Origin of the sequence: Rhizobium cauense (genome assembly GCF_019511525.1) — a bacterium.
GTDB classification, from domain to species: domain Bacteria; phylum Pseudomonadota; class Alphaproteobacteria; order Rhizobiales; family Rhizobiaceae; genus Rhizobium; species Rhizobium cauense.
Genome location: NZ_JAEUAT010000019.1, coordinates 69,150 through 91,848 on the forward strand (window position 1 = coordinate 69,150; position 22,699 = coordinate 91,848).

20 protein-coding genes, 1 pseudogene and 1 riboswitch are annotated in these 22,699 nt (G+C 58.7%); of the genes and pseudogenes, 13 read left to right on the plus strand and 8 right to left on the minus strand.

The features are described from left to right. Complete coding sequence (locus JNB88_RS26825) at positions 1–1,113, minus strand: acetate/propionate family kinase (protein ID WP_220358109.1); 1,113 nt, start codon at positions 1,111–1,113, stop codon at positions 1–3. Positions 1,114–1,460: 347 nt separating this feature from the next. On the opposite strand from JNB88_RS26825, the gene JNB88_RS26830 reads away from it, so the two are divergent. The 6 genes and pseudogenes from JNB88_RS26830 (at position 1,461) to JNB88_RS26855 (ending at position 9,426) form a co-directional block, all read left to right on the plus strand. Then, entirely contained in the window at positions 1,461–2,900 is a 1,440-nt protein-coding gene (locus JNB88_RS26830) for an MFS transporter (RefSeq protein ID WP_220358110.1), read from the plus strand. 41 nt (positions 2,901–2,941) lie between these two features. After that, entirely contained in the window at positions 2,942–3,499 is a 558-nt protein-coding gene (locus JNB88_RS26835) for a DUF924 family protein (protein WP_220358111.1), read from the plus strand. 80 nt (positions 3,500–3,579) lie between these two features. After that, entirely contained in the window at positions 3,580–6,102 is a 2,523-nt protein-coding gene (locus JNB88_RS26840) for a mechanosensitive ion channel family protein (protein ID WP_223217347.1), read from the plus strand. 265 nt (positions 6,103–6,367) lie between these two features. Next, a pseudogene (locus tag JNB88_RS26845) lies at positions 6,368–6,931 on the plus strand (glycine cleavage T C-terminal barrel domain-containing protein); the annotation flags it as partial. 146 nt (positions 6,932–7,077) lie between these two features. Beyond that, entirely contained in the window at positions 7,078–7,908 is an 831-nt protein-coding gene (locus JNB88_RS26850) for a response regulator (RefSeq protein WP_037128590.1), read from the plus strand. A gap of 186 nt (positions 7,909–8,094) precedes the next feature. Next, positions 8,095–9,426, plus strand: a complete 1,332-nt coding sequence (locus JNB88_RS26855) for a diguanylate cyclase (RefSeq protein ID WP_220358112.1) — start codon at positions 8,095–8,097, stop codon at positions 9,424–9,426. A 16-nt stretch (positions 9,427–9,442) separates the two neighbouring features. Here JNB88_RS26855 and JNB88_RS26860 read toward each other — a convergent pair whose 3' ends face one another. Continuing rightward, complete coding sequence (locus JNB88_RS26860) at positions 9,443–10,462, minus strand: GlxA family transcriptional regulator (RefSeq protein WP_220358113.1); 1,020 nt, start codon at positions 10,460–10,462, stop codon at positions 9,443–9,445. 294 nt (positions 10,463–10,756) lie between these two features. Then, complete coding sequence (locus JNB88_RS26865) at positions 10,757–10,951, minus strand: hypothetical protein (protein ID WP_037128582.1); 195 nt, start codon at positions 10,949–10,951, stop codon at positions 10,757–10,759. A 258-nt stretch (positions 10,952–11,209) separates the two neighbouring features. On the opposite strand from JNB88_RS26865, the gene JNB88_RS26870 reads away from it, so the two are divergent. Both JNB88_RS26870 and JNB88_RS26875 read left to right on the plus strand, forming a co-directional pair. Beyond that, positions 11,210–11,437 carry a hypothetical protein gene (locus tag JNB88_RS26870; RefSeq protein WP_037128580.1) on the plus strand — a complete coding sequence of 76 codons (228 nt, stop codon included), beginning with the start codon at positions 11,210–11,212 and terminating at the stop codon, positions 11,435–11,437. Between the two features lie 160 nt (positions 11,438–11,597). Further along, positions 11,598–12,752: a glycosyltransferase gene (locus JNB88_RS26875; RefSeq protein WP_220358114.1), complete on the plus strand. Its 1,155-nt coding sequence runs from the start codon at positions 11,598–11,600 to the stop codon at positions 12,750–12,752. 19 nt (positions 12,753–12,771) lie between these two features. Here JNB88_RS26875 and JNB88_RS26880 read toward each other — a convergent pair whose 3' ends face one another. Together JNB88_RS26880 and JNB88_RS26885 are read right to left on the minus strand one after the other, a co-directional pair. Beyond that, the gene (locus JNB88_RS26880; protein WP_220358115.1) at positions 12,772–13,584 is read right to left on the minus strand and encodes a class I SAM-dependent methyltransferase; all 813 of its coding nucleotides are present in this window, start codon (positions 13,582–13,584) and stop codon (positions 12,772–12,774) included. 96 nt (positions 13,585–13,680) lie between these two features. Continuing rightward, a complete protein-coding gene (locus tag JNB88_RS26885; RefSeq protein ID WP_197066594.1) occupies positions 13,681–13,842 on the minus strand; it encodes a hypothetical protein in 162 nt (53 codons plus the stop codon). 72 nt (positions 13,843–13,914) lie between these two features. On the opposite strand from JNB88_RS26885, the gene JNB88_RS26890 reads away from it, so the two are divergent. Together JNB88_RS26890 and JNB88_RS26895 are read left to right on the plus strand one after the other, a co-directional pair. Continuing rightward, complete coding sequence (locus JNB88_RS26890; RefSeq protein WP_197066593.1) at positions 13,915–14,856, plus strand: LysR family transcriptional regulator; 942 nt, start codon at positions 13,915–13,917, stop codon at positions 14,854–14,856. 91 nt (positions 14,857–14,947) lie between these two features. Then, positions 14,948–15,103 carry an entericidin domain-containing protein gene (locus tag JNB88_RS26895; RefSeq protein ID WP_007788385.1) on the plus strand — a complete coding sequence of 52 codons (156 nt, stop codon included), beginning with the start codon at positions 14,948–14,950 and terminating at the stop codon, positions 15,101–15,103. Between the two features lie 7 nt (positions 15,104–15,110). On the opposite strand, the gene JNB88_RS26900 is transcribed toward JNB88_RS26895, so the two are convergent. Further along, positions 15,111–15,458 (minus strand): hypothetical protein, encoded by a 348-nt coding sequence (locus JNB88_RS26900; protein WP_220358116.1) that lies wholly within the window; start codon positions 15,456–15,458, stop codon positions 15,111–15,113. Between the two features lie 97 nt (positions 15,459–15,555). Next, positions 15,556–16,548 (minus strand): ABC transporter substrate-binding protein, encoded by a 993-nt coding sequence (locus JNB88_RS26905; protein ID WP_220358117.1) that lies wholly within the window; start codon positions 16,546–16,548, stop codon positions 15,556–15,558. A gap of 549 nt (positions 16,549–17,097) precedes the next feature. Between JNB88_RS26905 and JNB88_RS26910 the strand changes: the two genes are divergently transcribed. Then, positions 17,098–18,552, plus strand: a complete 1,455-nt coding sequence (locus JNB88_RS26910; RefSeq protein ID WP_220358118.1) for a cobyric acid synthase — start codon at positions 17,098–17,100, stop codon at positions 18,550–18,552. On the opposite strand, the gene JNB88_RS26915 is transcribed toward JNB88_RS26910, so the two are convergent. After that, a complete protein-coding gene (locus tag JNB88_RS26915; RefSeq protein WP_220358119.1) occupies positions 18,549–20,339 on the minus strand; it encodes a chloride channel protein in 1,791 nt (596 codons plus the stop codon). The two genes, JNB88_RS26910 and JNB88_RS26915, sit on opposite strands and share 4 nt — an antisense overlap. 246 nt (positions 20,340–20,585) lie before the next feature. Further along, positions 20,586–20,982, plus strand: a riboswitch (cobalamin riboswitch). A gap of 129 nt (positions 20,983–21,111) precedes the next feature. Here JNB88_RS26915 and cobU point away from each other — a divergent pair. Then, a complete protein-coding gene (gene cobU, locus JNB88_RS26920) occupies positions 21,112–21,636 on the plus strand; it encodes a bifunctional adenosylcobinamide kinase/adenosylcobinamide-phosphate guanylyltransferase (RefSeq protein WP_220358120.1) in 525 nt (174 codons plus the stop codon). A 4-nt stretch (positions 21,637–21,640) separates the two neighbouring features. Continuing rightward, positions 21,641–22,690 carry a cobalamin biosynthesis protein CobW gene (gene cobW / locus JNB88_RS26925; protein ID WP_220358121.1) on the plus strand — a complete coding sequence of 350 codons (1,050 nt, stop codon included), beginning with the start codon at positions 21,641–21,643 and terminating at the stop codon, positions 22,688–22,690. The last annotated feature ends 9 nt before the right edge of the window (positions 22,691–22,699 follow it).

Consider the following 22,699-nt stretch of genomic DNA (forward strand, 5'->3'; position numbering starts at 1 on the left):
CTATGCCGACGAATGGAGGAGCCTTTTGGCGTGAACCGCCATCACGCGCTCCTCATTTGTCGGAATCACGAGCGTCCTGAAATCGCCGAGGAAGCGTAGCCTCTCGAGGATAGCCTGACGGACGGGGGCGGCATGTTCGCCGATCCCGCCGGTAAAGACGAAGGCATCGATCCCGCCCATGGAAACTGCCATAATTGCTGCGTGTTGGGCTGTTTTCAGTGTGAAATAGTCGAGGGCGAAGGCCGCTTGCGGATCGTCACTGCGCAGGAGCGCCTCGACATCGTTTGTGATGCCTGACAGCCCCTTCAGGCCCGAGCGTTCGTAGAGGATATCCTGAACCATCTCGGTGCCAAGATCGAGATCGTGAAGCATGTAGAGAACAGCGCCGGGATCGATCGATCCGCTCCGAGTCCCCATCGGAATGCCGTCCAACGCCGTCATGCTCATCGTCGTGTCGACGCTCTTGCCGCCCTTGAGAGCACAGAGGCTGGCGCCATTGCCGAGATGGCCGACGACAACGCGGCCGGTGTGCAGATCCGGATGGTCGCTGGAGAGGACTTGCGATATCCATTCGTACGAGAGCCCGTGGAAGCCATAGCGGCGAACACCCTTGTCGCGTATGTCACGAGGCAGTGCAAAGCTGCTGGTGAGTTCGTCGTGGCCGGCATGAAAGGCAGTATCGAAGCAGGCAATATCGGGCGCACCGCTCGCCAGTCGAGCCGAAGCCGCGATGCCCGCGAGATTGTGTGGCTGGTGAAGTGGCGCCAGCGGGATGAGCGCTTCCAGACGGCGCATTACCTCTGGCGTGACGATGACCGGTTCCGAGAAACCCGGACCGCCATGGACGACGCGATGCACGACCGCTGCCGTGCGCCACGCGTGGTCATGCCCGGCAATGAGGTCCATGACAGCGCGCAGGGCCGAGTCGTGATCGGTATTCGCCGGCAGGGAGGTTTTCATCCCCTGGCCGTCGGGCAGCTTCGCGCTCATTTCAGGTGTGTCGCCGATGCCGGTGACCTTGCCGCTCATCAAGACATGCAGGTCGCGATCCTCGAAGATCTGGAATTTGAGGCTCGATGAACCTGTGTTGAGAACAAGCAGAGTGTCGATCATCGAATTGTGCTCCCAGCCAAGCATCGGAAGGCGGAGGACGCTGAGTCGAGGGCAGATCCGGCGATCCGACACCGACATGAGGCGCCGCACGACGCTGCCTGTTGCGTCACGGTGGCGGGAGACAACGTCGCTGTCAAATTGTTTTGCTTTGGAAATTCACCCGTAGAGAGTTTCCGGTGACGCACGCACCCGGCAATACCAAGATCAAAATCCTTTGAGATTTCATGATTTTCTCTTTCCGCACGGCGTCGATAGGCCTATCTAGCGACTGTGTCGTCCGGCACGCATCGGGTGTGGCTCCCTTTGCCCGTCTATCAGGATGCCTCCAAAATCACATCGGCAGACCAATGACAGCTATGCAGACGACTGAGACTGACGATGCGGCAAGCACCCGCAGGGCGAAGATTGTAGCGTTGGTCGTTGCCGTTTCGTTTTTCATGCAGATTCTCGACGGTACGATCGTTACGACGTCGCTGCCTCAGATGGCGGCCAGTTTTGGCGTTCAGCCGGTATCGATGAGTATCGGCATCACGGTCTACATGCTGACGATGGCAGCCTTCATTCCGCTTTCCGGCTGGCTGGGTGACCGGTACGGGGCAAGGCGCATCTTCATGGCGTCCATCGCTGTTTTCACCATCGCCTCGCTCTTCTGCGGTCTATCGGATGGGCTGGTCGAGTTTGTCCTCGCGCGCGCCGTGCAGGGGGCGGGGAGCGCACTGATGACGCCGGTCGGACGGATCATCGTCCTGAAGAATGCACGCAAGTCGGAGCTCGTGCAGGCGATCGCGCTCATTACCTGGCCGGCGCTCACCGCTCCGGTTATTGGTCCGCTGCTCGGCAGCTTCATCACGACCTATGCCAGCTGGCACTGGAATTTCCTCATCAATCTGCCGATCGGGATTTTAGGCATGGCGCTTGTGCTGCGGTTCGTGCCGGAGCAACGGGAAGAGAATGCCGGCCCGCTTGACCTGCGCGGCTTCGTCCTCAGCGCAGGAGGGCTGACCTTCCTGCTGGCGGCACTTGAGCTGTCGGTGAAATGGCATGGCGGTCTGCTCCCGATCCTCACGATGCTCGCGGCCGGCGTCGTGCTGTCGGTCATGGCGACGCGTCACTTCCTTCGGGTCAGCAATCCGCTGCTCGATTTGTCGGCGTTCAGAGTACAGACCTATGCAGTGGCAACCCTTTCTGCGGGAACAGCGAGCCGCGTCGCCATCAATGCCACGCCATTTCTGCTTCCGCTTCTCTTCCAGCTCGGCTTCGGCTTGAGCTCGATAGAGGCAGGGGCTTATCTGCTGGTCTATTTCCTCGGCAATCTCGGCATGAAGGCGGTTACAACGCCGCTGCTCGCCAGGCTTGGTTTTCGCACAGTGCTGTTCTTCAACGGACTGATTGCCGCGTTGTCGATCGCGGCTTGCGGCTTTCTGGCGCCTGAAACGCCACGTTTTGTCATCTACATTTTGCTGATGGTTGCGGGCCTTTCACGGTCGATGGAGTTTACTGCTCTGAATACGCTTGCCTTTGCCGATATCAATCCGGCCCAGCGCAGTTCGGCTTCTACGCTGTCGAGCATGCTACAGCAGGTCTCGATGCTGCTCGGCGTGGCGATCGCGGCTGCTGCTCTCAACGTCTCCGTCGCGCTGCGTGGTGTCGAAGGTCCAGGGCTTGTCGATTTTCGCTGGGCGTTTCTTGTCATCGGAGCGATCGGCATCATATCGTCACTGCGTTTCCTACAACTGGCGCCGGATGCTGGCGCTGAAGTGTCCGGCCACAAGGTCGGTACGAGATAGCCATCTTTTGCAGATCTGCGGGATGTGTCGCGGGAGGAAATATGGAACTTGGATATGTCTGCACGCCGGAGGAGGTCTTCGACTTCTGGTTCGTGGAGTGCGGTCGTGAGCACTGGTTTGATGCGACATTAGACCTTGATCGAAAAATTCGTCAGCGTTTCCAAGACACGCATCTGGCGCTTTCGCGCGGCGTGACTGATGTGTGGCGCTCGACGCCTGAAAACAGGCTCGCCGCAGTGATCGTGCTCGACCAGTTTCCGCGCAACATATACCGATCGACACCGCTTGCGTTTGCCACCGACGGGCTTGCACTACAGGAGGCAAAGCTTGCCTTGGAGATTGGAGCAGATCAGCAGGTCAGCGTGGAATGCCGAACTTTCTTCTATATGCCATTCGAGCATTGCGAGGATCTGGACGAGCAGGATCGCGCGGTTGCCTTGTTCAAGAGGCTTGGCGATGAGGAGTATATCGACTATGCGCTTCGCCATCGCGAAGTGATTGCAGCTCATGGTCGATTTCCCCACCGCAACGCCATTGTCGGAAGGAAATCGACGGAGGCGGAACTGGAATACCTTGCACAGCCGGGTGCCGGCTTCTGATCACTTCGCCTTTCTGTCGCCTTTCTTTCCTATGAAAAGCTGGAATCCCATTTGATCCAGCAAATCCAAGCGGGGATATTTTGCGCTCCACACAACTCTTGCTTCGCATTCTCCTTGTTGCAACGCTGGCGACTGTCGGCGCGAGCTTCGCGGGCGCGCAGGCGCCTCAGCCCCAGGTCCAGCAACAACCGCAAGCAACGGCGCAGGCGCCTGTCGCAGACAGCGCGATCGAGCAGGCTTCCAAGGCAATTGAGAAGGCCAAGCGCGATTTCGCCTCGCTGGAGGATGGCGTCACCCAAAAGAGCGACGATGACGATGCCCTGGTGGCACTGGCTGGAAAGGCCGACGAGCTCGGACGCTCGATTGTCAATATTTCCGCTGGCCTCGCGCCGCGGCTGGATCAGATCAAGAACCGCCTTACGGAGCTTGGCGATCCGCCGAAGGAAGGGCAGCCTGCAGAAGCTGAGATCGTGACCACCGAGCGAAATGCTCTCACTGCGGAGCGCGCCCAGATCACCGCGGTGACCGGCGATGCCGAGAACCTGTCGGCTTCCATCTCAAAGCTTGGCAATCGTATCGCCGAAACGCGTCGGCAATTGTTTGCCGCGACGTTGCTTCGCCGCACTGACATTTCGTTTTCGGTTCTCGATGATGCCGGACGCGCCTTCGTGCAGGAAGGGACCGAATTCGTTCAGGCTCTCGGCAGCTGGCTGGGTTTCGTCCTGAAATTCAAGGCTTTCGCGTTCTTCGCCGCGATCTTCATGTCGCTGATTACTGCGCTTGTGCTGTTGTCAGGCGGCTATCGGATCTTCGGTCGCTACCTTCAGCGCAAGGAGACGGATGAACCACCTTCCTACATCAATCGTCTTTCCATCGCCTTCTGGTCTACGCTGATCAGAACGCTTGCGCTTGTCGCGCTGCTGGTGAGCTCCTACTTCTTCCTCAATAGTTTCAACGTCCTGAGGCCGGACATTGCACCGATTGTCGGTGCGCTCTTTGGCGCGATCGGCCTTGTCTACTTCGTCAGGCGCTTCACCAATGCCGTGTTCGCTCCGGCGGAACCTCATTGGCGTCTCGTCAAGCTTTCCAACCGCGGTGCAAGCTCCATCGGTGCCTGCCTGCTTGCGATGGCCGTCGTCAACGCGCTCGACTATTTCCTCGGCAGCATCAGCGAAGCATTGGGCTCACCGCTCGTTCTGACTGTCGTGAAGAGCCTGATCGCGGCGCTGATCATCGGCCTTATCCTGATCGCCGCTTCATTCGGTCGGCCGATGCTGGCACGAAACGGAGATCCCGACGCGCCCGGACGCCATTGGCCGCGTGGCATGGCAATCATTTTGCGGGTGCTTGGTGCGGGTCTGATCATAACGGCGCTGACCGGATATGTCGGGCTGGCACGCTTCGTCGCTACGCAGTTGATCATCACCGGTGCAATCGTCGTCACGACCTATATCGGCCTGCTTTCCGGCAAGGCAATTTCGCGAAGTGAAACGTTCGGCGAGACATCGCTCGGACGCTTCCTGGAGAGGCGTTTCAAGCTCGGCCCGGTGGCCATCGACCAGGCAGGCCTACTCGTCGGCATGTGCATCTCAGCAATTGCGCTGATGATTGGCATCCCGCTGGTGCTGTTGCTGTGGGGCTTTCATGTCCAGGATCTGCAGCTTATCGGCTACCGTCTTCTCACGGAGGTCCGGCTCGGCGGTATCAGCATTTCGCTGATCGGCATATTCACCGGCATCCTGCTCTTTGCCGGCGGCTACCTGGTGACACGGTGGATCCAACGTTGGCTCGACGGCAACGTCATGGCGCGCAGCCACGTCGACATCGGCGTGCGAAATTCCGTGAAGACAGGCATCGGCTATCTCGGCGTCGGCATTGCGGCGATCATCGGTGTGTCCGCCGCGGGCATCGACCTGTCCAGCTTCGCACTGGTTGCCTCGGCGCTTTCGGTCGGTATCGGTTTTGGCCTGCAGAACATCGTGTCGAACTTCGTTTCCGGCTTGATCCTGCTGGTCGAACGCCCATTCAAGGTGGGCGATCACGTCGTGTCCGGCACGGCCGAAGGCATAGTCAAGCGTATCTCGGTGCGTGCGACGGAGATCGAGACCTTCCGCAAGCAATCGATCATCGTGCCGAATTCGGAGCTGATCAATGCATCGGTCGGGAACTGGACCCATCGCAACAAGATGGGACGTTCCGAAATCCCGGTTTCCGTGAGCTATGACTCCGACCCGCAGAAGGTGATGGACATCCTGCTCGAGCTGGTGAATGCAGTGCCCGTGGTCTTGCGCAATCCGGAGCCGCACGTGGAATTCCTGCGCTTCGGCCCGTATTCGCTGGATTTCGAGCTCCGCTTCATGCTGGCGGACATGGGTGATGGCCTGAAAGTCAGGAACGATCTCCGTATTGCGATCCTGAAGCGCTTCAGGGAGGAGGGGGTCGAGATACCCCTGCCGCAGAGCGACGTCGTATTCCATCGCCAGACCGAAGTCGGAGCAGCCACCGGCGGCAAGCCGCAGGCGAAGATCGAGGACACTTCGAAGAAGAGCAAGGCGGATGACGACGCCGATGAGGGGGCGCCGGTTGCCCGGCAAGTGGGCTGATCTCAATGGGAGTGGGTGGCGGTGTCTGGTTCTGAACCGCTCCCGCTCCGACAGTGCCTGGCGTTCATCTTCCTGCTGAGAGCCGAAGCGAGCCCTCTCAACGGCCGTCGTAAAATGAACGGCCGTGCGCTCCTGATATCAATTCTGTCGGTGAATTCTCCACTCAAGGGCTTTTGCGGCTTGCCTATTTGCATGCAGTCGCGGCATGCTTTTCGCATGTCGTAAACAGGCATTTGGCAAGCCCGGCCTCGCTGCATAGTTCGCAGCACTGCGCGTCAATTTCGTCGGCGAGCTGGGTTGGGAATTGCACCACCCGATCGAGATGCAGAACTACATCTTCGACAAGCTGATGGAGGCCGGCGCAGAATTCGGCATCAAGCCATTCGGTATCCGTGCCATGCTGTCGATGTCGGTCGAGAAGTCCTACCGCCTGATCCCGCGCGAAATGTCGATCGAATACAATGCCTATGAATCGGCGCTCGATCGCTTCATCAAGCCGGAGAAGGAGTTCCTCGGTCGCGAGGGACTGCTGGCGTACAAGGACAAGGGTTTGAAGTGGAACTTCGCGACCCTCGTCGTCGAAACCGGCAACGATGTCGATGCCCGAGGTTCGGAGGCCATCTACAACGAGGCGGGCGAGCTTGTCGGACGCGCGACAAACGGCGCGTTCGGGTTCCGTATCAACCGTTCCCTCGCGCTGGCCATGCTGCGGCCCGACTATGCGAAGGAAGGCACGAAGCTCAAGATCAAGATCCTCGGGACAACGTACAACGCCACTGTCGTTGGCGAAAGCCCGTTCGATTCAGACAATGCCGCGCTACGCGCATAGTCTTTTAAGTATGTTTTGAAGAATGTCAGGGCGGCCCTCGTGGCCGCCTTTTTCTTGGTCAGTCGAGTAGGCCGATTAATACTTATTCAAACCGGGTGCTGTACCGATCTGGGTCGGGACAGAGGTTTCATCATAAGGTTTTGGAAATGGCGTTTTTGGGTATTTCGGGGATGCAATATTCCGGAGGCATGTTTGCCGATGCGCGCATTATTCTGGCGGAGGATTCGAACGTATTCACATCGATGATCGGCAAGCGCCTGAAGGAGCTTTTCGATATCGACGTGGAAATCTGCCGGAGTTTCGAAGAGCTGCAACTGTCCTACGATAAGTCTACCGATCCGATCACGCTCGCCATTTCCAACATCAACTTGCCGGGCGCCGAAAACGGCGAGGCGCTGGAATACCTGGTCGATCTCAGCATCCCGACCATCGTCTTCACTGGGACGTTCCAGGAAGGCATGCGCGACAAGCTCATGGCCAAGGATATCGTCGACTATATCCTCAAGGACAATGTCTTTGCGGTCGATCTGCTTGCGGAATCAATCTGCCGCTTCCTGACCAACCATCGTCACCACGTTCTGATCGTCGATGACAGTCCGACCGCGCGTGCGCTGCTGTCGAGCCGTCTCAAGCGCTACAATTTCCGGGTCAGCACGGCCGAGAGCGGCGCCAAGGCGCTCGAGATCCTCAAGACGAACCGTGACATCGGCTTGATGATTACCGATTACAACATGCCGGATATCGACGGGTTCGAGCTGACGCGCCGCATCCGGGCCAGTATCGGCTCGCATGAATTGCGCATCATCGGTGTCTCGTCGTCATCGAACCGGTTGCTCTCTGCCCGCTTCCTCAAGGCCGGCGGCAATGATTTCATGTTGCGCCCCTTCATCGACGAGGAGTTCTACTGCCGCGTCAACCAGAATCTGGATACGCTGCTGCAGATCCAGTCGATGCGAAAGGAACGGGCAGTTGCCTGAGTAGCTTCCCCCCCGCTTGACGATGTTAGGCGGGGGCGGCTCCAAGCGCCAAACCTCGAGATTTTTGCAATTTCAAGTGTTGCTCAATCTCGATATCTTCCCGCAGACGTTTCTGTGAGCTATCTTCACATAAGCCGAAAAGATGGTCGATTCGAACCGCCACGGCTTTCTGGGGGATAGGGGTGAATGGCTTTCCAGGAGGATCTCCACCGGGATGGTTCCGGGCCGCGTTTCGGTGGTCAAAGGATACTACTGGTTGAAGATTCCCGGATGTTTTCCGCCGTTCTGTGCCATCGGCTTCATGCCGAACTTGGGGTGAACGTAAAACCCTGTTCCTCTTTGAGGGTTCTCGAAGAGACGATTGGCCATTCGCCCAACGGCTATGCCATGGCGATTGTCGACCTCACCCTGCCGGATGCGCCCTATGGTGAGGCGCTCGACTGCGTAATCGCACATGGCATACCCCCCATCGTCTTTACGGCCGCCTTCGATATCGAGACGCGCAACCGCATCATGGAGCGCAATGTCATCGACTACGTGCTGAAGGACAATGAGTTTGCGCTCGACAGTCTTGTCTCCAGCGTTCGGCGGGCGTTGTCGAACAGGAAGACGCGCGTTCTCGTGGTCGACGATATCGCATCCGCGCGTCTGGCGCTTGTACGGATGCTGGAGGCGCAACAATACATGGTTGCCGAGGCAGCTTCCGGCCTTGAGGCGCTTGCCGCACTTGAAACCTTCAATGACATCGAAGTCGTCATCACAGACCATCACATGCCCGACATGAGCGGCTACGAACTGACGCGGCGCATTCGGCGCTGCTTCGGCTCCGACAAACTGCGGATCATCGGCGTGTCGTCGTCGGGCGACAGGATGCTTTCAGCAAGTTTTCTGAAAGCTGGCGCGTCCGATTTCCTTTACCGGCCCTTCTTGCCCGAAGAACTCCAGTGTCGTCTTGCCAACAATGTCGAGACGTTAACGCAGTTCAAGCAGTTGCGAGCAGCGGCGGCCTGCGACTATCTCACCGGTCTCTACAATCGTCGCTATTTCTACGATCTCGGACCAAAGCTGGTGAACGACTGCCTGCGCCAGAAGGCAGCGAGTGCGGTCGCCATCCTCGACATCGATCATTTCAAGCGGCTGAACGACACTTACGGGCATGAGATCGGCGACGAAGTCCTGAAGGCTGTCGCGCTTCGGCTGGCAACGATCTTCGAGGGAAGCGACAACCTGCTCTCGCGCCTCGGTGGCGAAGAGTTCGCGATCCTGTTTCCGATGATGGATTCGATTGCGGCAACCAAGCTGTGCGACGAGATCCGTTCGGATATTTCGCGGCTCAAGGTGATGGCGGATGACGAGGAGATTTCCGTGACGGTTTCGATCGGCGTTGCGGAGGTCTCCGACTACGAAACCTTCGACAACTATCTGAATGCTGCCGACCAGTTTCTCTATATGGCCAAGCACAAGGGGCGCAATCAGGTCTATTCTGATGCCCGGATGACGGAGGAGGCGGCTCAATAGCCGCCCCTGGATGACGTCACGCCGCTATAGCTTGGCGTGCGGTTGCCATCGTCATCTTGCGCTCTGCACGCTCCTGCTGCGGCGAACGATGGTAGAGTTCGCGATAACACTTCGAAAAATGTGAAGCTGAAACAAAGCCGCAGGCAACCGCGACTTCGACAACCGGCATGGAGGATTGCACCAGCAGATGGCGAGCGCGATCAAGCCGAATTTCAAGGTAGTAGCGGGCAGGCGAGCGTCCCATTTCCTGGCGGAACAGCCGTTCGATCTGCCGGCGCGACAGGTCGACGCCGTCGGCGATCTCCAGAAGTGACAGCGGCTCGGAGAGGTTGCCCTCCATGAGTTCGATGATCGAGAGAACCTTCGCATTCTGTACGCCGAGACGCGCACGGAGCGGCAGACGCTGGCGATCGCTCGGGCTGCGTACGCGATCGGTAAGGTGTTGTTCGCAAACCCTGTTGACCAGCGTTTCGCCGAAATCCTCACCAATCAGGTTCAGCATCATGTCCAGTGACGCGGTACCGCCGGCACAGGTATAGAGGTTGCTGTCCACTTCGTAGAGATCGGCATAGACCTCCGCCTGTGGGAACGCCTCCGAAAAGCCGGGCAGGTTCTCCCAGTGGATCGCACAGCGCTTGCCGTTCAGCAGCCCCGCCTGAGCGAGGATATGTGCGCCCGTACAGAGGCTCCCGACGGCAACGCCGCGATTGTAGGACTCTCGCAGCCAGGCACTGACGGACTTGTTGTTGAACTCTTCAACATCGATGCCGGAACAGACCAGCACCATGCTCGGGCGATGCTCGCCACCAAGGTTGCGGCGCTCGTCGGCAAGCGATGTGTTTGCCTCAACGCCGATGCCGCAGGAGGAATAAACCTTCTCGCCGTCGACCGAGGTGAGCCGCCATGTGTAGGCCTGATAGCCGAGCATGCGGTTGGCGATTCGCAGCGTATCGATCGCAGCCGAAAACGGCAGCATCGTAAACTGCGGAACCATGAAGAAGACGAGAGAGCGTTGCCTATGCGACATCTTATTCATGAGACAAATCCGTGCTCGAGGTCGATTGCACTATTCGTTGCTTGGAATACGTCGCTTCGATATTCCAAAAGCGACATTCTCATGGATAAATGCGGCTGCAAAGAGTAAATTTGCGACATTGCTGAAATTAACAATGATCAAATGACGATCGTCGTCTTCAAAAGTTCACAACAAATGGTTCTTCGGAATATATGTCTCTGAAATTCAAGATTTAATCGGCAGGGTCCAGAGACGAGGAAAGCGGCGCTGCAAGACGCAGGCGCCGCTTTCACACGGGGAGGTATGTCGCATTCATTACATGACCTTGCGTTCATCCGCGTCGTTCGCCGACGGCCAGCCAATATCCTTGCGAATATCGAATGGCATGGATTCGATTTCGCGCGCTGCCTGCCACTGATGCCATGCATGAACCAGCTTGCGGGCATAGTCAACGACGTGAAGATGAGAGTCGCTCGAAGACTTGCTGTCTCTGAAGGTAATCGTCGTCATTTCCGTTTCCTTTCCTCGTCGGATGACGCCTTGTTGATGACTGGTAAGATGGGCTCTCTGCTCTCATCACTCAAACGAATAGATTTTATGGCTATCATAAGCGTTTTTGAATGATGGAAGCCGCAGGCGGAATGAGATCCTCGACTATCCGGCCATCATTCGACATCCGCCTTTTGAATAAATAAGATCTAGCTAATTTAGATCTTGAAATTAATGCTCCGGACAGGATGATGCTCGCTTCCGACAAGGAGGGCATCGATGTCAGAATACCAGGAGACACGACGGTTCAAATGCATGAGCCACACCGGAAATCCCTGCATCGTCATTGAACAGAGCAGGGTGGCCAATGAGGCGATATCGAGCCCTAGAACTGACTACATGACCGAGGACGGGGAGGTCGCCAATCGCCTCGACAAGAAGCACTTCCTTATCCTGATGAATGGGGAGGTTGTCAGGATCCAGCGGGCCTTGAGAAAAAGGCATTGATCGAAGCGGGGCATTGCAGGGCGCGCCGAACAACTTGGCTGGGGACGTCTCATCGTTCCGCCGGCTCATGTCATCATCGCGTCATGTCCCGGTGATGTCTTGTCTTACCGAGCGCTGAGACTCGTCTTCATTCCGGCGCTGTTCACCGCTGGAATGACTGATGCTGTATATCATTGCCGTCGCCGGTGTCTTGCTGGCAGCCAACACCCTCAGCCTCTTGATCGCGGGATGGAGGATCCGACCGCCTGGCGATAGAACGCCAAACGTCGCCGCGCGCCCTCCGTTGTCGATTGTGATACCACTCTGCGGCATCGAGCGGTTCTCCCAAGAGACACTCGAAAGCGCGCTCCGACTGGATTGGCCCGACTACGAGGTGATCTTCTGCGTTGCTGACGAAGGCGATTCCGTCATCTCTCTGGTGCAGGGCGCCTTGAAAAGAAATCCGACGGCGAAAGCGAAAATCCTTCTCGGCGACGACCGCATCAGCGCAAATCCGAAGCTCAACAATTGCGTCAAGGGCTGGAAAGCGGCCTCGCATCAGTGGGTCGTTCTTGCAGATTCAAACGTCCTGATGCCCAGGAATTATCTCGCCCGCCTGCTGGCCGCGTGGCGGCCCGATAGTGGCCTCGTCTGCTCGACACCACTTGGTTCCCGTCCTGACGGTTTTTGGGCGGAGGTCGAATGCGCGTTTCTCAATACCCATCAAGCGCGTTGGCAATATGCGGGAGAAGCGCTGGGATTTGGGTTTGCACAGGGCAAGAGCATGCTGTGGCGCAAGGAAATGCTCGACGCCCACGGTGGAATCCAGGCGCTTGCGGCTGAAATTGCGGAAGACGCTGCCGCCACCAAGCTTGTCAACAGCCTGGGCCTCAAGGTGCATCTGGTCGCTGGACCCTTCGAGCAACCCTTGGGGAGGAGAACGCTACGCGAGGTGTGGGGTAGGCAATGCCGCTGGGCGCGGCTGAGACGCGTAACCTTCCCGCATTTCTTCGGGCCGGAGATCCTGCTTGGCGTGCTGCCGCCCTTGGCCCTGTCTGTGGGCGCTGCGTTTGTGTCGGGGACCAGTGTCGTTGCGAGTGCTTTCGGGGTTCTCTGTGTTGCCTATGCGCCGGAACTTATCCTGGCTAGCCGCAAGAACTGGCACCTGTCAGCGCTGTCGCTCCCCGCGATGATTGCGCGTGATGTCATGCTGCCTGTCATCTGGGCAAGGAGCTGGCTGGCTGGAAGCTTCGATTGGCGTGGAAACAGGATGGTGATCGGATCACAGGATTCACGTCTTGAAGCTGGCACCGTTTCACCGATCGCCAGCCGTTAGCAGCGTCGCAGCAACCTTCTCAGCTCTGGCGTGGTGTCTCTGCGCTAAACACGAGCGCGGACATCGGTGCCTCTATCGGCCCCTTGCCGAAAGTCTGCTCCAACGCCTGCGCCACCCTTGCCACCACATCGACCTTGGTGTTGCGCGCTTCAATTTCCATGCGGAGCGGGCTGCCTTTGCAGAAGGCCGTTGCAGCGTCTCGCGCGGAGGCTGCTCGGGATGTCTTTTCCACTGTTGCAACGGTGACTGACTGGAAACCGGCCTTCGTCAACTCGGATGTTATCTCCTCGGCATCGAAATAACCGTGCGGCGTGCGTTTGAAGAAACCCAGCGGATTATCGGCAAAGAGTACATCGGTCGCAGCCATGACCGCTTTTGCAAAGGCGTTGCTCTCGATCGAGTTCCAGGTGTTGAAGAGGAATGTTCCCTTTGGCTTCAGGACGCGGAGAATCTCACGATAGGCGCGTTGCTTGTCGGGAAAAAACATGACGCCGAATTGGCTTGCCACGGCATCGAAGGTTCCGTCGGGAAAGGGCAGGCTCAGGGCATCGGCCTGACGCCATACGACGTGACCTGCCGCATGTCTCCGTGCGGCGACATCAAGCATTGCTTGGTTCAGGTCCGTGGCGACGATTTCGGCATGTGGAAGCGCTGATGAGATGGCGCGTGTGAGTGCTCCGGATCCGGCCGCGACTTCAAGGATGCGATGCGGGCGCAACGATGCCAAGCGTTGCGACAGATCAGCCGCGTAAGGATCAAACAGGATCGGCACCAGGTACCGATCGTAGGTTGCCGGGATTTCGCCTTGGAAATGTGCGTCACTGATCGCCATCGTCGTTGCACTCCGAAGCCCGCGTCCTCAACCGTATATTAGAACGTTTCGCCTTGCGTTTGAAGGCGCGGGCAAGGGGCGACTGGCGCCGGGATCTCAGCGTGTGTCTGTCATACCGAGCGCTTGCAGATCGAGATCATCGGCCAGGTGGCACGGCAGGCGCGCCAATTGGTCCCTTGTACGATTGCGCGTATGACGCCAGATCTGACGCGATCTGAATGCGTAGAAGATGTCGAAGATTGCGTTGAGAGTGTTCATCGCGGCCTCCTTTCATCGGTACTAGCCGCCACGATCGAAGGGTATTGGTCGGTTGACTTTCAATCAAACAAAATGATATGGAATTCAAATTCAGAAAAATTGAAAGATGAGACGATGAGCATACCCTTTCGCCGTCCCATTCCCTTGCTGGACAATGACGTGCTGCGCACGTTCGTGGCCATCGCAGAGACCGGCAATTTTTCCACCGCCGCGGAAGCGGTCTACCGGACACCGTCTGCTGTCTCCATGCAGATCAAGAAACTGGAGGAGCAACTGGGCGCCACGCTCTTCCTGCGCGATGCGCGATCGGTCAGCCTGACCCAGCACGGAGAGGTGCTTCTTTCCTATGCGCGCAATATCCTGGCCTTGTCCAACGAAGCGGTTTCGCGGTTTATCATGCCGGAACTCAGCGGCGTGGTTCGACTTGGCGCGCCAGAGGATATTGGGGAGCGGCTGCTGCCGAACATCCTGAAGAGTTTCGCCGAGAGCTTCCCAAGCATCATGGTCGACGTCACGATCGACATGAGCATCGGTCTCAAGAAGCGTATGGAGGAGCAGCGCCTCGACCTCGCGCTGATCAACTGTGCGACGCGGCCATTGCCAACCGACGGAGAGATTGTTTTCCGCGAACGCCTCGTATGGGCCGGCGCCAAGTGCGGTACGGCGCACCGCCGTGATCCCTTGCCGATCTCGATCTGGGAAGATGGCTGTATCTGGCGCTCCGAGGCCCTGTCTCAACTCGAGCGCATGAAGCGTGACTATCGCGTTGCTTTCCTCAGTGGCCACACCATGGCCCAGCGCGCTGCTGTGATTTCAGATCTGGCGATCGCGCCGTTGCCACGTTCCTATGTCACGGACGAGATGACGATCCTGGGTGTGCAGGAGGGCCTGCCCGAGCTCGGCTCCTTCGACATCAGGTTGATGACGGCGGCTCAGATGAATGGTCCGATGCGAGCCGTTGCCGAAAGCATCCGCTTTGCGTTTGCGGAAAAGGCGAAGGCCGTTGCAGCTTGACAAGCGGGCGGAGACCTCTTTTCTTCCTCGACGTTTGACGCGCGCGGCAGTATTCGCCGCGCCCTAGACGATCTGGACAAAGGATTCCGCAATGACGACAATGGCCAAAATCGGCTCCGCCCTCGCAATTCTGCTCGTGCTTTCCTCGTGTGGAAACACAATTCGCGGCATCGGTCGCGATACGGCAAATGCCGTGAACGCGACTCAGGATGCAGGCCGTTCGGTTGGCCGCGCCGCCACCAGGTAGCAGGCGGTCAAATCGCTGCCGGCGGGTATGCCTTCTCCAGCCCGCCGGAGCGTGAAAGTCCGGCCCTGAAAGCGCCATAGGCGGGATGCTGGCTTGATTTGGCAGCCTCCATGAGGCGGATCTGCAGCCGTGACGGTGCAGCCTCGCCGATCCATTTTCCAAGATTTTCGAGCTTCAGCGCGTTGAGGAACGGCGCGTTCGAAGCGTTGTCCAGATGGCGATGAAGCCCATCAATGACATTCTCGTCCTGCGCGGCATTCTCCATCAACAGGGTGATGTAGGACTTCTCCTGCTCACCAAGGCTCGAAAGCTTCGAGGCGATCATGTCGCGGTCGGGAAATGGGGCGGACGTCATCGTGCTCTCCTGTCTTGGCAGGCGGCCTCGATTCGAGGCTGCGATGCCGCTTATAGGAAACATGTACGCGCGCGTGAACCGGATTTCGCGGCCGGTGCTAAAGGCCGCTCTTGACCTTCTGCGCAACATCAGCCGGGACCCACTTCGTCCAGAGTTCGGCGTAATTCTCGAGGAAATAGACCGCGGCTTCCTCGTTGCTTTTCTGGTTCTCGTCCTGCCAGGCCAACACTTCGTTGATCGTCGTGTTGTCCCACGAACGAAGCTTCAAATAGTCCATCGCCGGCCCGGCGCGATCAGCGAAGGCCTTGGTGACGATCGTGTAGGCTCGGGAGACGGGGTAGGAATTCAGCTGTGGCCGCGCGCAGCCCGGAACAGATGTGCATTTGTCCCATTCAGCCTTGTCATGGCCAACGCCGAAACTCAGGCGGGTCATATCGTATTTGCCGAGAATAGCGGTCGGGGCCCAGTAGTAGCCGAGCCAGCCCTTCTTGTTCTGGAAGGCATTCGCGATGGAGTTGTCGAGGTCCTGTGGGCTTTTTGCGTCCACAAGCTGAAATCCATCCTTGTCGGCTCCGAGCGCGCGGAACAGGTTCGCTGTCGATATTTGGCAACCCCACCCGATTGGACAATTGTGGACGGCGCCGGCGCCGTCTATCGAAGCGAAAAGCTCGGGATGTTTGAGAGCATCCTGGACTGTGCGAAGGTGCGGGTTGGCGTCTGCGATGAATTTCGGAATCCACCAGCCTTCCACTGCGCCATCCGACAGAATTTCGGCTGCCTGAACAAGTTTGCCCTCCTTGACGGCGCCGTCGAGCTCAGTGCGCACCGCGTTGATCCAGAACTCGGAAGCGATATCGGGCTCGCCTTTTCCGTTCATGGAGAGAAATGTCGGCATTGTGTCGCCAGGGACGATCTTGACCGAGCACCCATAGCCCTTCTCCAGGATCAGCTTGTCGAAATTCGCGGCAATACCGGCCGATGCCCATTTCATCTCGGCGATAGTCACGCTTCCGCATTCGGCAGCATGCGCGGTTGAAACGGTCGCAAACAGCCCTACGGCAAGCACCACGGACGTGCAGAGAAGTTTCATCTTGCGTTCCCATTCTTGGCACTGCGCCCACAACGTTCGCGTTCCGCATTACGGGACTGCATTGTTGTCTGTTCGGACGGTCCGTGGCGATCGTTCTGACGCCTTCGGTAGGCAGACTACGCGTTCGGTGGCGGAAATCAATTGCCTTGTGCGCTTGAAGCGTGAAGTCTAAGCGACTGATTTGAAATCGTTAATACTCTCTCATCGCAAGGTTGCCTCGTGCCGCCGGAAGTGGCGCGATTGGAGCCGATATGTGAAGAAGGCGTGAGAAAATGCCAAAATTCACCTTTGCTTAAGGACTCGCTAACTCTCCGGTAACTATGTGGCGCTATCTCTTGTTGCGTAGCGGGGGACACCGCTGCTTCTCCGGATCAGGTAGTGCGTCCCGGAGAACGTGAGCTTCGCCGTGTATGGGCGAAAGCGCCAGCGTATTTCGGCAGGCCGCGCAACCCTAAACGGTTGACGCGGCCTTCGCATTTTCGGCACCTGAGATTGACCGCGGCAGAGACACCGTTGTAGGCCGGGCCAGTTCCTCGGAGTTCCCAGACAATGACCAAGGCCATCATGCTGCAAGGTACCGGCTCCGATGTCGGCAAGACCGTTCTTGTGGCCGGGCTTTGCAGGCTTGCTGCCAATCGCGGCCTGTCGGTCCGTCCATTCAAGCCGCAGAACATGTCGAACAACGCCGCAGTCGCTGATGACGGCGGGGAGATCGGTCGAGCGCAATGGCTGCAGTCGCTGGCTGCGCGGGTGCCTTCCTCTGTGCACATGAACCCTGTGTTGCTCAAGCCGCAAACCGAATACGGCAGCCAGATCATCGTTCAGGGCAAGGTCTGGGGGCAGGCCAAGGGCCGAGACTATCAAAAGCTCAAGCCCACGCTCCTTGACTACGTGATGCAGAGTTTCGCAGTGGTTTCCAACGGAGCGGATCTCGTGATCGTGGAGGGCGCGGGATCGCCTGCCGAAATCAATCTCAGGGCCGGCGATATCGCCAATATGGGATTTGCGACGCGCGCAGGCGTGCCGGTCGTTCTCGTCGGTGATATCGATCGCGGCGGTGTGATCGCCTCGCTGGTCGGCACGCACGCGATCCTGTCTGGGGAGGACCGCGCAATGATATCCGGCTACATTATCAACAAGTTCCGCGGTGACGTTTCGCTGTTTGACGCAGGAATCGAAGCGGTACGGGGCTATACCGGTTGGCCATGCTTCGGTGTGGTTCCATGGCTCAAGCACGCCTCGCAGTTGCCTGCCGAGGATTCGGTGGCGCTGGAACGCCTGGCACGCGGTGGCGCTGCTGCACTGAAGGTTGCCGTACCGGTCTTTCCACGGATCGCAAATTTCGACGACCTCGATCCGTTGAGGGCTGAGCCGGGTGTGGATTTGGTTTTTGTCCGCCCTGGCGAACCGCTGCCGCCCGACGCCCGACTGGTCATCCTGCCCGGTTCGAAGTCGACGATATCGGATCTGGCGGATATGCGCACGCAGGGCTGGGATGTCGATCTTCTTGCGCATGTGAAGCGGGGCGGCCGGGTGATCGGCATCTGCGGCGGCTATCAGATGCTCGGACGCAGGGTCTGCGATCCCCTGGGCATAGAGGGTGACACGGTAGAGACAACAGGCCTCGGGCTGCTGGATGTCGAGACCGAAATGGCGGCGGAAAAGACGGTACGCAACAGCGTCGCTGTATCGGTGGAGGATGGTAGCCCGTTGGCCGGCTATCAGATCCACCTGGGCATCACCGCCGGAGAAGATTGTGGTCGTCCGTTTGCGATTGTCGATGGAAAGCCAGACGGCGCCGTATCCGCCGACGGCCGGATTGTCGGTACTTATCTGCATGGGCTCTTTGCGAGCGACGCTTATCGCGCCAATTTGCTGCGCAGCTTTGGTCTTTCCGGCGAGACGCACGACTATCGTGCCGGCGTCGAGAGGGCGTTGGACGCCGTTGCGGCCGAACTGGAGACATGCCTCGACCGGCGCTGGCTTGACGAGATCTTCGGCTAGATCTCCCCGGATATTTCGCGTCGGCGGCGGTCGAGTTCTTCGCTGTAGCGGCGAAGCGTGTAGGCCTCGCTGAGCTGGCCGATGACCTTGCGCTCGATCAGATTGTTGACGACGGCGAGTGCTTCGCTCTCTGTCTTGTCGAAGATCGCGGCCGCCTGCTTGGCGTTCATCTGCGGCTGCAGAAAATCATGCTTGTAGCGAATGAACTCACTGAGATCCTTGTTGGCGTCATCCGTGTCGGTCAGGTTGGCGTAGACATCGGGAACCAGCACCAATCCACTGTATTTGCCTGTATCATCGACGAGGACGACACGCTGGGCCGAGCCAATGGGGAAGAGCTCCTTGAACTCGTCTACGGAGAGACTGACGTTGGCGGTCTTCACGTCCGCACGCATCAGCCTGTTGACCGTGAGGTTGCGGATCCAGCCGACATCGTGTGCGCTGCGAATGCTCTCGCCACGCAGATGGAAGCGCCATGTCGCGAAAGAGTAGCCGAAGGTGCTGCGCACGACCAGCGACGAGGTGATGGAGGCCGCGAGCACAAGCGCGGTGATAGGGAAGTCGCCGGTAATCTCGAGCGCCAGGAACGTCATCGTCAAGGGACCGCCGATGACGGCGACGGCGAGTGAACTCATGCCGACGACGGCGTAGATGATCGGGGTCAGGGTTGCATTCGCGAAATAGGGCGCTGAATAGGCGAACAGCTTGCCGAGCAAGGCGCCCATGAACAACGACGCAAAGAACAGGCCGCCTCTGAAACCCGAGCCGATCGAGATCGCGGAAGCGAAGGCTTTCAGAAGGAAAAGGCCGATAAGCGCCGGGATGGCAACGTCGCGCCCCAGATTAAGGTGGAGTGCTCCGTGGCCCGCCGACAATACCTGAGGCGTAATCAATGCGAGCAGACCGACGACGATGCCGCCGAGCGCAGGGCGCAGTGGTGGTGCAATGGAGCTCCGACGAGCCAGTTCCTCGATCCAGGCGACGCCCTGCATGATGAGGATGCCGACACCCGCGCAGAATGCGCCGAGAAGGAGTGCTGGTACATAATCGGCAGGCATCACAGTGCCGAAATCGCCGACGTCGATCACGAAATCGCTGCCGGCGAGCAGCCGTGCAATCTGGGTCGACACGAGTGCGGAAACGACGACCGGGGTGAGGGAGACGATCGTATACGATGCGATGATGAGCTCGAACGCATAGAATGCGCCCGTTAGCGGTGCGTTGAAGGCGGCTGATATGGCTCCCGCTGCTCCGCATCCGACGAGAACGCGCAGATCCGAACGGCGAAGCTGCAGCTTGAGACCTAATTTCGAGGCAAGCCCCGCCGCCAATTGTGTATAGCCGGCTTCCAGGCCCACAGACGCGCCAAAGCCATTTGAAATCAGGTTCTGGACCGCGACCAGGATACTGTCGGTGAGAGATAGCCGACCGCCATGCAACGCGTTTGCCTCAATTGGATCCACCATTGGTTTCTTGCGGGTTTTGGCAAGCACGAACAATAGCAGCCCCAGCAAGATGCCGCCGCAGACCGGAGCTGTCAGCAACAGCAGCTTGTTGTCGATCTGCGACGAACTCAGTCTTTCGACGTCGCTGATTCCGAAGATCAGGCTGTGCATTTCGCGGGAAATGAGACTCATGCCGGTCACCGCCAGGCCGGAAATTACCCCGACGATCGCGCCTGCGATGACCATGCCCATTTCGCTGCGTCGCAGCAAGGCGCGCATCCGCCCGCTATCGAGAAGGGTATGGAACGGACCGAAACGGCGAATATCGATTTTTAGGAGCATCACAGGAAAACTAGGCAGGTGTAGGCGCGATCAAGTGCAGTGGGGAGGCGGGCAAATCTGTAGCGCGACCCGCTTGCGACCCAATTGCGGCAAAAGACCGGCGGCGACAACAATTATTTACGACGTAAATCACTGATAAAAGACGATAAATTTGGTAGAGAAGGTCGTCTTGAGACTGCGAACTCCATAAGGTGCGTTTGCGTGGGTGGCCGCATAAGATTGACTTCGCCATCGGCCTTGCCTAACGATGAATTCATAACGGATGGTTCCGGACCGGTTGAATCGGTGCGGATGAAAAGGGAATGTGAAGCGGTGGACCCAATCCGGGCACCGTCATCATAGCCGACCCCGCGACTGTAGAGCGGTCAGGGTTTTCCGTCCGGCGTTGTTTTCGCGTTGATGACAGCCTGCAATGGTGCAGGCGGGCGGCGCGGAGGTGGCGACGGAAAAGTCACTGGCAGTGCATCATGATCAACCGGGGCAGGACGCCTCTGACGTCTACGAATCGTCCGCCTTTTCATGAAATGCAGCCGGGAAGGCGAGGAAGATCCGCTGGCACGATCTGGGGCGACCGGTTTCCGGTCTGCCCCGATCGCGGCCAAGACCCGCGAGCCAGGAGACCTGCCAATCGTGCCGGGCGAGAAGCCCATTCCTGGGCGATGCCCGCTGCCAGCACGGAGGTTGTCATGGCTGAACAGAAGAGTTTTCGGCTGCGTTCTGCAGCCATTCCGGTTCCTTGCGGCAGCGTTCCGCAGATCGGATATCATCTACCATGACCCCGATATTGTCCGGTGCGACCTTCGTCCTCGGCGGTGCGCGCTCGGGAAAATCACGCTTTGCCGAACAACTGGTCGTTTCGACCGGCCTTAAGCGCCACTACGTGGCGACGGGCCGGGCCTGGGACGAGGAAATGCGCGCCCGGATCGACAAGCACAAGGCCGATCGTGGCGAGCTCTGGCATACGCACGAAGAGCCACTCGATCTGGTCGGCTCCCTGCGGGCGATCGACGGCGAGGGGCGGGCGATCCTTGTTGATTGCCTGACGCTTTGGGTCACTAACCTGATGATGGAAGAGCGCGACATGGAGGCCGAGTTTGCTTCGCTTGCCGCGTATCTGCCGACGGCGCGTGCGCGTCTCGTGATCGTTTCCAATGAGGTCGGTCTTGGTATCGTTCCTGAGAACCGCATGGCGCGGGAGTTCCGCGATCACGCCGGTCGCTTGCATCAAATGATCGCGGCAGAGGCCGCGGACGTGTATTTTATCGCGGCAGGTCTGCCGCTGAAGATGAAGGGTTGAATTCATGAACCAGCAGAAAATTCCGGCGACCGTGATCACCGGCTTCCTCGGCGCCGGCAAGACGACGATGATCCGCAATCTGCTTTCCAATACGAACGGCAAGAAGATCGCGCTTATCATCAACGAGTTCGGCGATCTCGGCGTCGATGGCGAGGTGCTGAAGGGCTGCGGCGCGGAGAATTGCACCGAGGACGATATCATCGAACTTACCAACGGCTGCATCTGCTGCACGGTTGCCGACGACTTCATCCCGACGATGACCAAACTTCTGGAGCGCGAGCAGCGCCCCGATCATATCGTCATCGAAACCTCAGGCCTGGCGCTGCCGCAGCCACTCGTTGCCGCCTTCAACTGGCCCGATATCCGCACGCAGGTCACTGTCGATGGCGTGATTACTGTCGTCGACAGCGCCGCCGTCGCAGCCGGCCGCTTTGCCGATGATCACGATGCGGTCGAGGCTCGTCGGGTCGAGGACGAGTCGCTCGACCATGAGAGCCCGATCGAGGAGCTTTTCGAGGACCAGCTGACCTGCGCCGATCTGATCGTCCTCAACAAGACCGATCTTCTCGATACTGACGGCCTTGGCCGCGTGCGCGACGAGGTCGCTTCGCGCATTGCCCGCAAGCCCGTCATGATCGAAGCGCGCAATGGCGAGGTTCCCGCGAGCGTGCTGCTCGGGCTCGGCGTCGGAACGGAAGACGATGTGGTCAACCGCAAGTCCCATCATGAGCTCGAGCATGAGGACGGCGTCGCCCATGATCACGACGAGTTCGACAGCTTCGTTGTGGAACTCGGGGCTATTGCCAATCCGGCAGCCTTTGTGGATGCGCTGAAGGGCATCATCGGCGAACATGACGTGCTGCGGCTCAAGGGCTTCGTCGATGTTCCGGGCAAGCCGATGCGTCTGCAGTTGCAGGCAGTCGGCAGCCGTATCGACCACTATTTCGATCGCGCATGGGCGCCTGGCGAAGCGCGCGGTACCCGCCTTGTTGTCATCGGACTGCACGAGATGGATGAGGCAGCGGTGCGCAAGGCGATCGCAGCGCTGGCATAGGGCAGTCCG